The following is a 13,449-nucleotide window of genomic DNA, read 5'->3' as shown; positions in this document are numbered from 1 at the left end:
CCGCCGCGCGGCCGGTCGCTCGTACGCCCGGCCGGGCTTCAGGCCGTCAGGCAATACACGCGGTACGTGCCGTCCTCGACCTCCACGCCGTGCGTGTCGTGCGCGAACCCCGGGAACCGCCGGTCGTACGCTTCGAGCGCCTTCAGGTAGCCGAGCACCGGGCCGCCGGCCGGCCCCGCGTTCTCGCCCGGCATCAGGAGCGGGATACCCGGCGGATACGGCACGACGCCGGTGGCCACCGTGCGCCCGGCCAGCTCGTCGAGCGTCACCTGCTCGATGCGGCCCTGCACGAGATGCTCGTACGCGCGCACCGGGCTCATCTCCGGCTTCGGCAGGATCGAGAACGCCTCCGACATCAGGCGCGTCGTGCCGAGCTGCTCCATCGCCGCGAACATCGTGTCGGCCAGGTCCTTCAACCCCATGCCCGCATAGCGCGATCCATGCGCCTTCGCGAGCGACGGAATCGCCATGTCGAGCGGCAGGTTCGCGTCGTAGTCGCGCTTGAAATCGCACAGCGCGCTGACGAGCGAACCCCACTTGCCCTTCGTGATGCCGATCGAGAACAGGAACAGGATCGTGAAATCGGTCGTCTTCTCGACGACGATGCCGCGCGCATCGAGATACGCGGTGACGACGCTCGCCGGAATGCCGACCGGCATCAGGCCGCCGGCCGGCGCGACGCCCGGCGTGACGATCGACACCTTGATCGGATCGAGCATGCAGTAGCCGTCCTCGATGTTGCCGAAGCCATGCCATTGCGCGCCGGGGCGCAGCACCCAGCACGCCGGGTCGCTCGCGAGCAGTTCGGGCGGCGCGTCGTGGAACGGCAGTGTGCGGCCCGTGCGCGCCTCCAGCACGGTGTCGGGCTGCCAGCATTCGAAGAACCAGTCGCCCTTCGCGCCGAATTCGCCGTTCATTCGCGCGATCATCTGCCGGAACGCGACGGCCTCCTCGATCGACTCGCGCGTCAGCGCGGCGCCGCCGGGGCCGTCCATCATCGCGGCCGCGACGTCGTTCGACGCGATGATCGCGTAGTTCGGCGACGTCGACGCGTGCATCATGAACGTTTCGTTGAACTGGCCATGCGGGATCGGGCTGCGGCCGTCGCGCACGTGGATGTACGACGCCTGCGACAGTGCGGTCAGCAGCTTGTGCGTCGACTGCGTCGCGAACACCGTGGGCCGGTCCGCATGATGGTCGCGCGGGTCGCCGTGCATCGCATGGCGGTCGCGGTAGATCGGATTGAACCGCGCGTAGCCGTACCACGCCTCGTCGAAGTGCAGCCGGTCGACGCTCGCGCCGAGCAGCTCCTCGACACGCGTCACGTTGTAGCAGAGGCCGTCGTACGTCGAGTTCGTGACGATCGCGTGCTTCGGCTGGCGATCCGCCAGCCCCGCTGCGAGCGGGTTCGACGCGATCGCCTCGCGGATGGCCGCCTGCGTGAGGCGCTCCGCGGCGATCGGCCCGATGATCCCGTAGCGGTTACGCGTCGGCACGAGGTACGTCGGGATCGCACCCGACATCGTCATCGCGTGCTCGGCCGACTTGTGGCAGTTGCGATCGCACAGCGCGATCTGGTCGCGGCTCACGCTCGCCATCAGGATGATGCGGTTCGACGTCGACGAGCCGTTCGTCACGTGATACGTGCGATGCGCACCGAACACGCGTGCCGCGTAGCGCTCGCTTTCGCCGATCGGGCCCGAGTGGTCGAGCAGTGAGCCGAGTTCGCCCACCGAGATCGACAGGTCCGAGCGGAACAGCGATTCGCCGAAGTATTCGAAGAACGCGCGGCCGACCGGCGATTTCAGGAAGCCGGTGCCGCCGGTGTGGCCGGGTGTATGCCACGAGTATTCGTAGACGCGCGAGAACTTCGCGAGCGCGCCGAACATCGGCGGCAGGACGGTCGAGCGATAGCGTTCGATCGACGCGTGAATGCGCCCGCCGATGAAGTCGGCCGTATCCTCGAGCAGCCACACGAAATCGTCGACCTTGCCCATCACCGCGGCCGGTACCGACGACGCGACGCTGCGGTCGGCTAGCAGGAAGATCGGCACGCTGCCGTTGCGATGCCGGATCGCGTCGACCACGGCCTCGGACGGCCCGTGGCCGTCCACGCCGAGATCCCAGTCGAGCAGCACGCACTGGATCGACGGATCGGAGCGGATCAGCACGATGGCGTCGTCGGCGGACGTGGCCGTCAACACGTCGATACCGCGTTGCACGAGCTCCGCGCTCAGCGTGCGGACCGCGCGCCCGGTTGCGGTTTCCTGCGCGATTTCGTCGTCGACCAGTAGCGCACGCATGCCGAGACGACGAATGCCGCCGACGGATGTATTCATGGTATTGCCCTCGCTGTTGCGTTGCTTCGATTGGTATCGTTCGTCTCACGAGCACGCGGACAGCAGGCCACGGGCAGCGGCATGAGACGCTCGCAATTCCGGCTTGATTCGCCATCCAATTCGGAGCCGACTATGCCATAGATGCTTTTCTCTGAAAAGCTGACGATTCGGTAAAACCATCGGCGCCTTTCAAATCGGATTTCATCATTGGATCATTTTTATGTGCGCCGCAGCATGCCAATTCCGGATTGTTTGATCATGCTCATGCCGCAATGACATTGCCGATTCGGTTCGATTGAATTCGCGGGATTTTGTTGCTACGATCGGCTGCGCCGGACACGGCCCGATCGCGGCGGTGCCGCGCCGCGCAAGGCTTCTGATGCAGTGCGCATTCGGCATTCAGCATTCGCGGGACCGTTTCGATCGGCTGCAGCGCGTGTCGGGCCCGGATTGCGCGCCGATGTGAATGCGGCTCCCGTTTCCAGGTCATTTACCGGAGAGTTCGCGTGAGCCTGTTGAAAATCGCAGTCGAGCCGGCGCTGATCGGCGCCTTCCTCACCACGCACGAACAGGTCGACGTATTTCAGACCGATTTCACGAATATCGCGGCAATCGTCGTTGGAATCGATTCCGCGGAAAAGGTGCTGAAAACCGTCGAAAGAACCGGTTTCGCGATTCCGTTCTTCGTCGCGGTCGAGCCCGACCAGGAAGTGCCGCCGTCGGTCCTGCCGCGCGCGAGCGGCGTGATCCAGCTTCGGCACGGCGGCCGCCATTACTACGGCCGGCAGATTTCCGCCGCCGCCGACATCTACAGCGAGAACCTGCTGCCCCCGTTCTTCAAGGTCATGCGCGAATACGTGCAGCGCGGCTACGTCGAATTCGACTGCCCGGGCCACCAGGGCGGCCAGTTCTTTTCGAATCATCCGCTCGGCCGGATGTTCTTCGATTTCTTCGGCGAAACGCTGTTTCGCGCGGACCTCTGCAACGCGGACGTCCGGCTCGGCGACCTGTTGATCCACGAAGGGCCCGCGCTGGAAGCGCAGCGCAACGCCGCACGCATCTACAACGCGGACAAGACCTACTTCGTGCTGAACGGCACGTCGACGTCGAACAAGGTCGTCACGAGCGCGCTGCTCGCGCCCGACGATCTCGTGCTGTTCGACCGCAACAACCACAAGTCGGTGCACCTCGGCGCGCTCGTGCTGTCCGGCGCGCGTCCGGTCTATCTGGAGACCGCGCGCAACGCGTGGGGCCTCATCGGCGGCGTCGACAGCGCGGCGCTCGGCGAGGCGCGCATTCGCGACGCGATCCGCGACGTCGCGCCCGAGCGCGCCGACCTGCCGCGCCCGTTCCGGCTCGCGGTGATCCAGCTCGGCACCTACGACGGCACGATCTACAACGCACGCGAAATCGTCGACCGGATCGGCCATCTGTGCGACTACATCCTGTTCGATTCGGCGTGGGTCGGCTACGAGCAGTTCATCCCGATGATGCAGAATTGCTCGCCGCTGATGCTGACGCTCGGCCCCGACGATCCCGGCATCTTCGTCACGCAGTCGGTGCACAAGCAGCAGGCCGGCTTCTCGCAGACGTCGCAGATCCACAAGAAGGACAGCCACATCGAAGGCCAGAAGCGCTTCTGCGATCATCGGCGCTTCAACAACGCGTACATGATCCACGCGTCGACGAGCCCGTTCTACCCGATGTTCGCGGCGCTCGACGTCAACGCGCAGATGCACGCGGGCCCGGCCGGCAAGCGCCTGTGGCGCGACTGCGTCGCACATGGCGTCGATGCGCGCAAGCTGCTGCTGAAAACCTGCCGCCAGATCCGCCCGTTCGTCCCGCAGCAGATCGACGGCCGCCCGTGGGCCGATTACCCGACCGAGCAGATCGTCGACGACCTGCGCTTCTTCCGCTTCCATCCGGCCGACACGTGGCACGGCTTCGAAGGCTATGCGGACGACCAGTATTTCGTCGATCCGTGCAAGCTGCTGCTGACCATGCCCGGCATCGATCGCGATACGCATGAATACGCGCCGTTCGGCGCACCGGCGCCGATTCTCGCGCGCTATCTGCGCGAGCACGGCGTCGTGCCCGAGAAAGCCGACCTGTACACGATCCTGTTCCTGCTCACGCCGTCGGAGAGTTTCGGCAAGCTGCAGCATCTGGTCGCGCACCTCGCGCAGTTCGAGCGCCATCTCGATCAGGACACGCCGCTGCGCGAAGCGATTCCATCGCTGTGCGAAGCATATCCGGAGCTGTACGGCACCATGCGCCTGCGGCAGCTGTGCCAGCGCATGCACGATTTCTACCGCAGCCACGACATGAAGCATCTGCAGAAGCAGATGTTCCGGCGCGCGCAGTTCCCGAAGCAGGCGATGCTGCCGCAGGCCGCGAATGCCGAGCTGATCCGCAACAACGTCGAACTCGTCACGCTCGACCGCATCGCGGGCCGGATCGCGACCGAAGGCGCGCTGCCCTATCCGCCCGGTATCTTCTGCGTGGTGCCGGGTGAAGTGTGGGGCGGCCCGGCGCTCGACTACTTCCGCGCGCTCGAAGCCGGGATCAACGCGCTGCCGGGCTTCGAGCCGGAAATCCAGGGCGTGTACCTGCAGACGAAGCCGGACGGCACCCGGCAGGCCTCGGCGTACGTGGTCGCGGCCGGCGCGGACGCGGCGCGCCTGTAAGGACGGTGGGCGGCTGCGGGCGCGTCGGCATGCGCATGCGTTACAGCACGGCCCGCACGGCAGGCCGCGTGCGCATCGTGACCCGTGACGGCCAACGCCGTGCGCGCGCCGCCCCTCACCACGCCTGCCGGTAAATCTGCAGCGCGTCGGCCTCGGTCACCTCGCGCGGATTGTTCACGAGCAGGCGTGTCTGCAGCATCGCGTCCGACGCCATCCTCGGCAGATCGGCCTCGCCGATGCCGACCTCGCGCAGCGTGCGCGGAATGCCCGTCGCGACGATCAGCCCGTCGATCTCGGCGATCAGCGCATGCGTTTTCGCTTCATCGCTACCCGTGGCCGACGGCGCGACGATGGCCGCCAGTTCCGCATATAGCGGCGCGGCGGCCGGCGCGTTGAAGCGCAGCACGTGCGGCAGCACGAGCGCATTCGACAGCCCGTGCGGCACATGAAAGATGCCGCCGACCGGATAGGCCAGCGCATGCACGGCCGCGACCGGCGCATTCGCGAACGCCTGCCCCGCGAACATCGCGCCGACCAGCATCGCTTCGCGCGCGTGCCGGTTCTGCCCGTCGTCGCATGCGGCAAGCAGGTTGCGCGACAGCAGCGTCAGCGCGTGCGTGGCCAGCATGTCGGATACCGGATTCTTCAGCCGCGCGGACGTGTACGCCTCGATCGCATGCACCATCGCGTCGATGCCGGTGGCGGCCGTCGCCGCACGCGGCAGGCCGAGCGTGAGTTCCGCGTCGAGGATCGCGACGTCCGCGAACAGATGCGGCGATACGACGCCCATCTTGCGCGCCTCGCCGACCGTGACGATCGACACGGCCGTGACCTCGGAGCCTGTGCCGGCCGTGGTCGGCATCTGCACGAGCGGCAGCCGCGCGCCGGCGACCTTGTCGACGCCGTACATGTCGGCCAGCGCCTGCTGCCCCGGCGCGAGCACCGCGATCAGCTTCGCGACGTCCATCGACGAGCCGCCGCCCAGGCCGAGCACGATCTCGGCATCGGCCGCGACGGCCCGCTCGGTCGCTTCGAGCACCACGTGCTCGGGCGGATCGGCGATCACGTCGTCGATCACGGTGACCTGCCAGCCGTGCGCGGCGAGGCTCTCCAGCGCGGGCGCGAGCACGCCGCTGCGATGCAGGAACGCGTCGGTGACCACGCACAACCGCGCGAGCGCCGGAAAGCGTTCGCGCAACAGCGCGCCGAGCCGGCGCGCGGCGCCGAATTCGACGATCTGCGTCGGAACGGTACGGAATTGAAACGGGTTCATCGGGTGCCTCCCGGTGGCGTCGCCGTGCCGGTGTCCGGCTGCACCATGTAGCGGATCACGTCGCGACGATCGAGCAACGGAATGATCGCGCCGACGCCGATCCGCTGGAAATGCGGCGTTTCCCGATGCGCATCGAGGCCGTCCGCATCGCGGTAGCGCTCGAGGATCACGATGTGGTCGGGGTTCTCCGGCGACCGGAAGTACGCGTAGTCGAGATTCTTCGGCTCGGCCCGCGTGGCCGGCGCGAGCTCCGCGAGCAGTTCGACCACGCGGTCGCCGTTGCCGGGCTTCGCGAAGTAATGCGCGATCACCTGCAGATAGGGTTCGTTCATGCTGCGCTCCAGGTTCGACACAAGGCCGTCACGACGGGAGCGCACACCATCCGCCATGAACCGGACGGATTCAAACGCGATGAGGCGGCACCGTATCGCTGACGCGTCGTCGCATTGTATTGAATCGGCACGGCCTTCGCAGCGCCGCGGCCGGGCCGCGAACATCGGGCCCGATCCCGCACGGCACGCTCACGGCAAGCCAGAGCCCGGCCGGCCGCCGCGAGCTTTGGGCCACCATCCTGCTCACCACGGCACCGTCCGCCCCAGATAGTCGAGGTACTCGAGCCCGGGCCGCGCCCGCTTCGCCAGCAGCACGTCGACGAGGCTCGGCACGCTCTCGTCGATGGTCAGGCGCGCGTCGGGGCCGCCGAGTTCGGTGCGGACCCAGCCGGGCGCCATCAGCGCCAGCGCGCGGCGCGTATCGGCCTGACGCACCGCGAAGCTGCGCATGAACTGGTTCAGCGCGGCCTTGCTGCCGCGGTACACCTCGCGCATGCCGGTAACGTTGTTCGCGACGCTGCCCTGTCCCGACGACATCGCGCCGATCAGCCCGTCGTCGGTCACGAGATCCTGCAGCGTCTCGATCACCCGCATCGGCGCCAGCGCATTCGTGATCATCACGCGCACGAATTCGTCGGTCGTCACTTCGCCGATCGTTTCATTCGGATCGTTGGTCGTGCCGGCATTCACGAACAGCATGTCGAAGCGCCGGCCCGACAGGCGCTCGCGCAGTGCGGCCAATTGCGCGGGCTCGCAGATGTCGAGCGTGCTGATCTCGACCCGGCCGTCGAACCGGTCGGCCAGGTCGTGCAGCTTCGTGCGCCCCGATCCTTCGCGCACGGTGCCCGTCACGTGCCAGCCCTTGTTCAGGAATGCCTCCGCCATCGCCAGCCCGAGGCCGCGCGACGCTGCAACGAGCAGGATCGCGGGAGCGTTTCGTCGATTCGATTCGGTCGATTGCATGGTGTTTCGCCTTTGCCCTGTTTCGTGACGCACCCACTATAGGCGCACACTGCGACAGGCGCCAGACGCATCGAATGCAATCCATCGTTGCATCGAACGCCATGCCAAACCCCGCAGTGGCGTATCCTGTTCGCATGGAAGACATCGACCTGAACCTCGTCACCGCACTCGACGCGCTGCTGTCGGAGAGCAGCGTGACCGGCGCCGCGCGCCGGCTGGGCCTGAGCACGTCGGCGATGAGCCGCACGCTCACGCGGCTGCGCATCGCGACCGCCGACCAACTGCTCGTGCGCGCGGGGCGCAAGCTCGTGCCGACGCCACACGCCGCCGCGTTGCGCGACCGCGTGCATGCCGTCGCGAGCGACGCGCGCGCGGTGCTGCGTCCGGCGACCGCCGACGTCGACTTCGCCACGCTCACGGCCACCTTCACCATCCGGGCAGCCGCATCGTTCATGGAAATGCTGGCCGGCCCGGTCGTCGCCGCCCTGGCCGACGTCGCGCCGCACGTGCGTATTCGCTTCGTCCCGAAACTCGACCGCGATCCGCAAGCGTTGCGCGACGGCACCGTCGACCTCGAAATCGGCAAGCGCGGCGACGACGCACCCGAACTGCACACGCGCATGCTCTTTCACGACTGGCACGTCGCGGTGGCGCGCGCCGGCCATCCGCTGTTCGCGTCGGCCCGGATCACGCCCGCGCGCTATGCAGCCTGCCGTCACGTCGTTTCGGCCCAGTTCGGCGATTTCGGCGGACCGACCGACGACTCGACCGGCGCGATCGCCCCTGGCCCCGCCGTGCACGTCGTCGTGCCGAGTTATCCGGACGCGATGCGTGTCGCAGCCGGCACCGACCTGATCGCGCTGGTGCCGCACTCGAGCCTCGGCAACGCGTGCTCGCCGGGACTCATCGAAGCCCTCGGGCTGCGCAGTTTCGAGATCCCGGTCCGGCTGCCGGCGATCCTCGTGTCCGCGCTGTGGCATCCGCGCATGCACGGCGACCCCGTACATCGCCGCCTGCGCGACACGGTCATCGCCGTCTGCCAGCGCGCGTATCCCAATTCCCGCCCGCCACGTACGGCGGCGCGCGGCAACGAAGCACGCGCCGCAGGCTGACGTTCCGCGGCCCGGGCCGGCCGCCGCCGCCGTCGAGGTGCAGGATTGCGCCATTCGCGAAGCGGTTGCTCGACAGGACCGCGATCGCCTGGCAGCGATGCGCCGATCGCCGGGTGCCGAACCGGCCCTTTTCCACGTTCCGCCGAATCCCCACTATTGCGGCACGGCCGGGCGGCGCCGGCGGGCCCTTCGGCTAAAATGCCGCACTTTCCACCTTGTCCGGCCCGCTCGCCATGCAACCCGCCTCCTCCGCCCAATCCGCCTCCCATGGCGCCGACGCCGCAGAAGCGGCCCGCGACCTCGTCTACGGCCCGAACGACCGGCCGGCGCCGATGGTCGCCTTCGTTGCCGCGCTGCAGCACCTGCTGGCGATCATCGTGCCGATCGTCACGCCGGGCCTGCTGATCTGCCAGGCGCTCGGCGTGTCCAGCCGCGATACGACCCTGATCGTGTCGATGTCGCTGGTGATTTCCGGCATTGCCACCTTCGTCCAGTGCAAGCGCTTCGGCCCGCTCGGCGCCGGCCTGCTGATCGTCCAGGGCACCAGCTTCAACTTCGTCGGCCCGCTGATCGCCGGCGGCAGCCTGATGGTCAAGCAGGGCACGCCGGTCGAGACCGTGATGGCCGCGATCTTCGGCGTCGTGATCGCCGGGTCGTTCGTCGAGATGGGCGTGTCGCGCATCCTGCCGTTCGTGAAGCGCCTGATCACCCCGCTCGTCACCGGCATCGTCGTGCTGCTGATCGGCCTCACGCTGATCAAGGTCGGCCTCATCAGCATGGGCGGCGGCTACGGCGCGATGGCCAAGGGCACGTTCGCGAGCGCGGAGAACCTCACGCTGTCGGGCCTCGTGCTCGGCACGATCATCCTGCTGAACCGCGTGCCGATCGTCTGGGTGCGCAGCACCGCGCTCGTCATCGCGCTCGCGATCGGCTATTTCGCGGCTGCGTTCCTCGGCCGCCTCGACTTCACCGGCATGCACCAGGCCGCGCTGTTCCAGGTGCCGACGCCGCTGCACTTCGGCATCGGCTTCTCGTGGGCGCTGTTCGTACCGATGCTGATCATCTACCTCGTCACGTCGCTCGAAGCGATCGGCGACGTGACGGCCACCAGCAAGATCTCGAACGAGCCGGTCGAAGGGCCGGTGTGGATGCAGCGCATCAAGGGCGGCGTGCTCGTCAACGGTGCGAACTCGCTGCTGGCCGGCGTGTTCAATACGTTCCCGAGCTCGGTATTCGCGCAGAACAACGGCGTGATCCAGATCACCGGCGTCGCGAGCCGTCACGTCGGTATCTGGATCGCGGGCATGCTGGTGGTGCTCGGCCTGTTCCCGGTCGTCGCCGGCGTGCTGCAGGCCGTGCCCGAGCCCGTGCTCGGCGGTGCGGCGATGGTGATGTTCGGTGCGGTGGCCGCGTCGGGCATCAACATCCTCGCGGGCGTCCACCTCGATCGTCGCGCGCTGCTGATCATCGCGGTGTCGCTCGCGCTCGGCCTCGGCGTGTCGCAGGTGCCGGACATCCTGAACAGCCTGCCGCATGCACTGAAGAACGTGCTGGAATCGGGCGTCGCGACGGGCGGCATCTGCGCGCTCGTGATGAACTGGTTCCTGCCGGCAAAGAAATAAAGGCAATCGCGGTGCGAACCGCATGACGACGTGCCGGGCGCGATGGGGCGCGATGGGGCGTGATGGGCCGCGCCGGTCGTCGTGCCAAGGCCGAACGGCGTCAGGGGGCCGGCGCACGCCCTGCCGCCGGCCTTGCGCTTTCGGCGTGTCACGCGACGGCCGGCCACGCATCGGCGACCGTCAATCGTCAAACCCGGTCAGGCTGCCTTGGCCGATCGAGTCGCGCTGGTTAGAATCACGACATGCCCCAGATCCTCGCGCCCGACAACGCCCCCGAAACGACTGCCGCCCCGATCAAGGAACGCGCGACCGTCGTCTGCTATCGCGACGAGCGCGTGTTGCTCGTCACGCGCGCGGCATCGCGCTGGGCGCTTCCGGGCGGCACGATCAAGCGCGGGGAGACGCCGCTCGAAGCCGCGCATCGTGAGTTATGCGAAGAAACCGGCATGACCGGACAGGATCTGACGTACTCGATGCAGTTCACCGGGCTCGCGAAGATCCATCACGTGTTCTTCGCGGAAGTCGCGCCGGACCAGACGCCGCAAGCGAACAACGAGATCGAGAAATGCAAGTGGTTTCCGATCGACGGTGTCGACCGTCTGCGCGCGAGTATTCCGACGAAGCGAATCGTCGAACTCGTCTACAACCACGAAATCCGCACGACGTAACGCATCCCGAGCAGTCGGCCGGCTCGAGTCGATTGTCGTGATCGGAGGTGAGCGAAGGTTCAGTACGAGCGCTTTCTTCGCAGTTCGTGCGTGGAATAGACGACGAGGAAGATACCCAGCATCGTGACGCCGGACGCCAGAAAGTCGTTTGCGCTTCCCGCACCGTGCAGCGCCGCCGGGAAAATACCGAGACTCAATCCCGTGCCAGCAAGAAGCAATCCTGCTGCCACGCCCCAGATCGGTCCGGCGGTCTTGTCGGTCTTATTTTTCATACGGCAACTCGTCTATACAGTCATGGCCTGATCGGTATCGGCAAGAAAGCGTCGCGTCTACCTTCAGTCATTCCACTATAGCCGGGAAATAATTCTCATACTTCTAGTGCTTTTCCCCATCAAGTTTGCGCGGTCGCGACCGTTGCGCGGGGTCGTGCGCGACGCGAGCGTGCGCAGGCCGAATCGGGGGTAACGGAATGGCGGAAGGCGGCAGACTGCAGGTTCCGTCCAGGAAGCCGTGCCAGGTTTGACTCCCATCGTTACGGACCGCCTCCTACCCACGATCGTACCCATACGTCGCATTTCGCCAGTTCCCGTCTCATCGGCAGGCCGTTGAAGAGCGCTATGCCTATCTCAGCAATTCGAGCAGCAAGGCAAACCAGGCGACCAGTTCCATGTTGCCCTGAGCACAAGCCGTCAGATGCGTCGCGTCTCGGCGAATGGAGAAAATGTAATCCGTCTGCGTTCCAGATGGGCTTCACCGCATTCTCGTGATGGGCCGCCATGGCCGTCGCGCGACTGCCGCTTTCACCGAACCTGTTGCCGAGTACGATCACGACTCCTCCACTGCCGCCGCCGGCCATCGAACGTTCGAGCACGACCCGCAACCGGTTCTGCGGGTCGATCCTCCGTCGGTCGTACGCCCACATCAGGGCTACAGCGAGCCACCGCAGGATCGCCAACGCTCCCGTGACGTGTGGTGGTCCCTACCCCACTAAACCGATTTCAATGGTGCTTGCAATTTCTTGGCCTTCGCGACTCTTTTTCGGCGCACCGCCTCAACATGAAATTCAAGGGCTCCGGCTTTCCGGCGTGCCATTGCACCATCGATTTCGGTTTCATTCCGCACTGACTGTCCAATTTGCTACACTACTGTAAAATACACTGCTCCTCAAAAATTTCGAAAGCGATCGATTCCAAGCAATTAACTCTCAACGATCGATACTCAAGAGCAATTGTCACATCATTCGTCCATTCTAGAAGGATTTCAGATTTATGGCCGTCGATCTGCAGGCGTTTCAATCCCTACAAGCCCGTCTCGATCGCCTCCTGACTTTCCTGGACGAGGATTCAGAAAACCTTTCTCTGCTTGCCGATACAGCGACTGCCGCAGCCGACGCCCACCAGTTTCAGCTTTGCAATGAATTGCTGACGCGTTACGAAGCAATTCAGCCTCTCCCGCCATCGCTCGTCAATATGAGGGGCTTGTCAGCCATGTCCGAAGGTCGGTTTGAAGCCGCATTGGCCGATTTCCGCACTCTCGTTGAACACGACGCGAATCCGGTCCTTTACTACAATTTTGCGTATGCGAGCGCCATGTCCGGTTCCTTCGCGCCTGCAGCGGACCTTGCGCCCGCCTGCCTCGACGCGGTCCCGGAGGCGGCTGCCCTGAAGTTGCGGGGCCTTCATTACCTGGGCCGCTTCGACGAAGCCACTCGGATGGGGTCGTTGATGGATCAGGCCGTCCCGCCCCCGGGCTTTGTAGGCGCTTACGCGTCGCTTTTGTTCGATCTGGGTGATCTGGAAAATGCACAACGCCATGCAGCGCGTGCGCCGGATTCTCCCGACAGTCTAGTGATCCTCGGATTGGCGGAACTCGAGGCGGGCAATATCGAACGTGCAACCGAACTGCTCGAACGAGCGACCGAAAGCAACCCGCTGGAAGCACGCGCCACGCTCGGGCGCGGTCTGTGCCTGCTCGCGCAAGAGCGATTCCCGAACGCGGCGGCGATGCTCGATCACGCCGCGGAACGACTCGGGAGCCATGCCGGCTCCTGGCTTGCGGCCGGCTGGGCCTGGCTCTTCGCCGGCAATCTGGCGACGGCAGCCGAACGCTTTCAACAAGCGGCAGTGCTTGATCGAGGATTTGCCGAAGCCCATGGTTCGCTCGCGGTGGCCCTGCAGCTTCAAGAGCGCCGGGACGATTCGCGCCGTCACGCCGATATTGCGCTGCGCCTCGATCCGCAATCGCTGTCCGGCACGCTGGCGAAGACCTTGGAACTTGAGGCGACGAACCATGCCGAATCTGCGAATACCCTCAAGGAAGCGGTGCTGAATCGTCCCCTTGGATCGACCGGCCGGACGCTGGCGCAGTCGCTGACAGCATTCGGCCTTAAGCGCACGCACAATCGATCATAACCCACGTACCCCACCACGACTTCTCCCCCGATCGCCACTGCA

The 13,449-nt window shown here is 66.0% G+C and carries 10 protein-coding genes; 5 read left to right on the top strand and 5 right to left on the bottom strand.

What is annotated here, in order from left to right:
- Nucleotides 1-38: 38 nt before the first annotated feature.
- Nucleotides 39-2,339, bottom strand: coding sequence for an Orn/Lys/Arg decarboxylase N-terminal domain-containing protein (locus WT97_RS08055; protein ID WP_059792055.1), 2,301 nt, complete (start codon nucleotides 2,337-2,339; stop codon nucleotides 39-41).
- Nucleotides 2,340-2,845: 506 nt separating this feature from the next.
- Here WT97_RS08055 and WT97_RS08050 point away from each other — a divergent pair.
- Nucleotides 2,846-5,026 (top strand): ornithine decarboxylase, encoded by a 2,181-nt coding sequence (locus WT97_RS08050; RefSeq protein ID WP_060036028.1) that lies wholly within the window; start codon nucleotides 2,846-2,848, stop codon nucleotides 5,024-5,026.
- A 115-nt stretch (nucleotides 5,027-5,141) separates the two neighbouring features.
- On the opposite strand, the gene WT97_RS08045 is transcribed toward WT97_RS08050, so the two are convergent.
- From WT97_RS08045 to WT97_RS08035, 3 genes are all read right to left on the bottom strand, one after another.
- Nucleotides 5,142-6,299, bottom strand: a complete 1,158-nt coding sequence (locus WT97_RS08045) for an iron-containing alcohol dehydrogenase (RefSeq protein ID WP_060036029.1) — start codon at nucleotides 6,297-6,299, stop codon at nucleotides 5,142-5,144.
- A complete protein-coding gene (locus WT97_RS08040; RefSeq protein WP_059500888.1) occupies nucleotides 6,296-6,631 on the bottom strand; it encodes a putative quinol monooxygenase in 336 nt (111 codons plus the stop codon). The genes WT97_RS08045 and WT97_RS08040 overlap by 4 nt, the downstream gene beginning before the upstream one ends.
- A 243-nt stretch (nucleotides 6,632-6,874) precedes the next feature.
- Complete coding sequence (locus WT97_RS08035) at nucleotides 6,875-7,594, bottom strand: SDR family oxidoreductase (protein ID WP_060036030.1); 720 nt, start codon at nucleotides 7,592-7,594, stop codon at nucleotides 6,875-6,877.
- A gap of 134 nt (nucleotides 7,595-7,728) precedes the next feature.
- On the opposite strand from WT97_RS08035, the gene WT97_RS08030 reads away from it, so the two are divergent.
- The 3 genes from WT97_RS08030 (at nucleotide 7,729) to WT97_RS08020 (ending at nucleotide 10,996) form a co-directional block, all read left to right on the top strand.
- Entirely contained in the window at nucleotides 7,729-8,706 is a 978-nt protein-coding gene (locus WT97_RS08030; RefSeq protein WP_060353265.1) for a LysR substrate-binding domain-containing protein, read from the top strand.
- Nucleotides 8,707-8,939: 233 nt separating this feature from the next.
- Nucleotides 8,940-10,328: a nucleobase:cation symporter-2 family protein gene (locus tag WT97_RS08025; RefSeq protein WP_059500831.1), complete on the top strand. Its 1,389-nt coding sequence runs from the start codon at nucleotides 8,940-8,942 to the stop codon at nucleotides 10,326-10,328.
- 242 nt (nucleotides 10,329-10,570) lie between these two features.
- On the top strand, nucleotides 10,571-10,996 hold the full coding sequence (locus WT97_RS08020) for an NUDIX hydrolase (RefSeq protein ID WP_060036031.1): 426 nt from the start codon (nucleotides 10,571-10,573) through the stop codon (nucleotides 10,994-10,996).
- 59 nt (nucleotides 10,997-11,055) lie between these two features.
- On the opposite strand, the gene WT97_RS32395 is transcribed toward WT97_RS08020, so the two are convergent.
- Nucleotides 11,056-11,268 carry a hypothetical protein gene (locus WT97_RS32395; protein WP_082725156.1) on the bottom strand — a complete coding sequence of 71 codons (213 nt, stop codon included), beginning with the start codon at nucleotides 11,266-11,268 and terminating at the stop codon, nucleotides 11,056-11,058.
- 996 nt (nucleotides 11,269-12,264) lie between these two features.
- Between WT97_RS32395 and WT97_RS08015 the strand changes: the two genes are divergently transcribed.
- Nucleotides 12,265-13,407, top strand: coding sequence for a tetratricopeptide repeat protein (locus WT97_RS08015; RefSeq protein ID WP_060036032.1), 1,143 nt, complete (start codon nucleotides 12,265-12,267; stop codon nucleotides 13,405-13,407).
- Nucleotides 13,408-13,449 lie beyond the last annotated feature (42 nt).

The sequence above is a fragment of the Burkholderia sp. MSMB1459WGS genome (assembly GCF_001534535.1).
Lineage (GTDB): Bacteria > Pseudomonadota > Gammaproteobacteria > Burkholderiales > Burkholderiaceae > Burkholderia.
This window is presented reverse-complemented; position numbering and strand designations above follow the sequence as displayed.

Bases quoted from the DNA above. Each gene is read 5' to 3' on its own strand.
- WT97_RS08055 (WP_059792055.1), bottom strand. From the start codon at position 2,339: ATGAATACATCCGTCGGCGGCATTCGTCGTCTCGGCATGCGTGCGCTA.
- WT97_RS08045 (WP_060036029.1), bottom strand. From the start codon at position 6,299: ATGAACCCGTTTCAATTCCGTACCGTTCCGACGCAGATCGTCGAATTC.
- WT97_RS08040 (WP_059500888.1), bottom strand. From the start codon at position 6,631: ATGAACGAACCCTATCTGCAGGTGATCGCGCATTACTTCGCGAAGCCC.
- WT97_RS08035 (WP_060036030.1), bottom strand. From the start codon at position 7,594: ATGCAATCGACCGAATCGAATCGACGAAACGCTCCCGCGATCCTGCTC.
- WT97_RS08030 (WP_060353265.1), top strand. From the start codon at position 7,729: ATGGAAGACATCGACCTGAACCTCGTCACCGCACTCGACGCGCTGCTG.
- WT97_RS08025 (WP_059500831.1), top strand. From the start codon at position 8,940: ATGCAACCCGCCTCCTCCGCCCAATCCGCCTCCCATGGCGCCGACGCC.
- WT97_RS08020 (WP_060036031.1), top strand. From the start codon at position 10,571: ATGCCCCAGATCCTCGCGCCCGACAACGCCCCCGAAACGACTGCCGCC.
- WT97_RS32395 (WP_082725156.1), bottom strand. From the start codon at position 11,268: ATGAAAAATAAGACCGACAAGACCGCCGGACCGATCTGGGGCGTGGCA.
- WT97_RS08015 (WP_060036032.1), top strand. From the start codon at position 12,265: ATGGCCGTCGATCTGCAGGCGTTTCAATCCCTACAAGCCCGTCTCGAT.